Origin of the sequence: Paracoccus sp. 22332 (genome assembly GCF_052045125.1) — a bacterium.
Lineage (GTDB): Bacteria > Pseudomonadota > Alphaproteobacteria > Rhodobacterales > Rhodobacteraceae > Paracoccus > Paracoccus haematequi_A.
The window spans coordinates 1-616 of record NZ_JBQEOI010000131.1 but is presented as its reverse complement, the minus strand read 5'-3'; the positions used below and the strand labels follow the sequence as shown (position 1 = coordinate 616).

Genomic DNA, 616 nt, shown 5'->3' with positions numbered 1-616 from the left:
GCGGGAGAGGGCGCGTCCGCCTCCAGCATCGCCAGCACGGCGTCGTAGCGGGCGGCGGGGGCGTCCGCCGGCGCGAAGACGAAGGCCTCGCAATCGGGCAGGGGGGTGCCGTCGAAGCCCATGGGCCGCAGCGTCGGCGCGTCGCCCTCCAGGCCCTCCAGCCTGGCCTTGGGATAGGTGGCGGCCTTATCCAGGACTACCGGGGTGCCGGCGAGGAACTCCGCCGGCAGGTGCCAGTCGCGCCCCGAGATGCGGTTGTCCTGCCCGTGCCAGAACAGCCGGATGTTCGGTTCCTCGTCCGGGGCGACGCGCAGCTCCAGGACATGGCTGCGGCCGTCGCAGGTGACAGACTGCGAGGTGTAGTAGCGGGCCTCGGCGGCGAAGGCGGCCGAGACGAGAGCGGGCGAGACAAGGCACAGCGTGGCCACGGAGCCGAGCACGGCGGAAAAAGATCGGGTCATGGGAAGGATCCTTCGGAAAGACATGCGGGCGCGGCCCGCCGGCGCGGGCGACAGGAGGATGGGGAGAGAGGAGGACGCGCCGCGACGGCGCGGGCGTCAGGCGCCTGGCGAGGCTATGGACCGTCGCGCGCGCGGGGGCAGGCGGCCGGGCGGGG

The 616-nt window shown here is 73.7% G+C and carries 1 protein-coding gene; it reads right to left on the bottom strand.

Features of this window, described 5'->3' with window-relative positions:
• Positions 1–461 (bottom strand): hypothetical protein (locus ACTJI6_RS24185; protein ID WP_440804330.1); only part of this gene is annotated, 461 nt, incomplete at its 3' end.
• Positions 462–616: the final 155 nt, after the last annotated feature.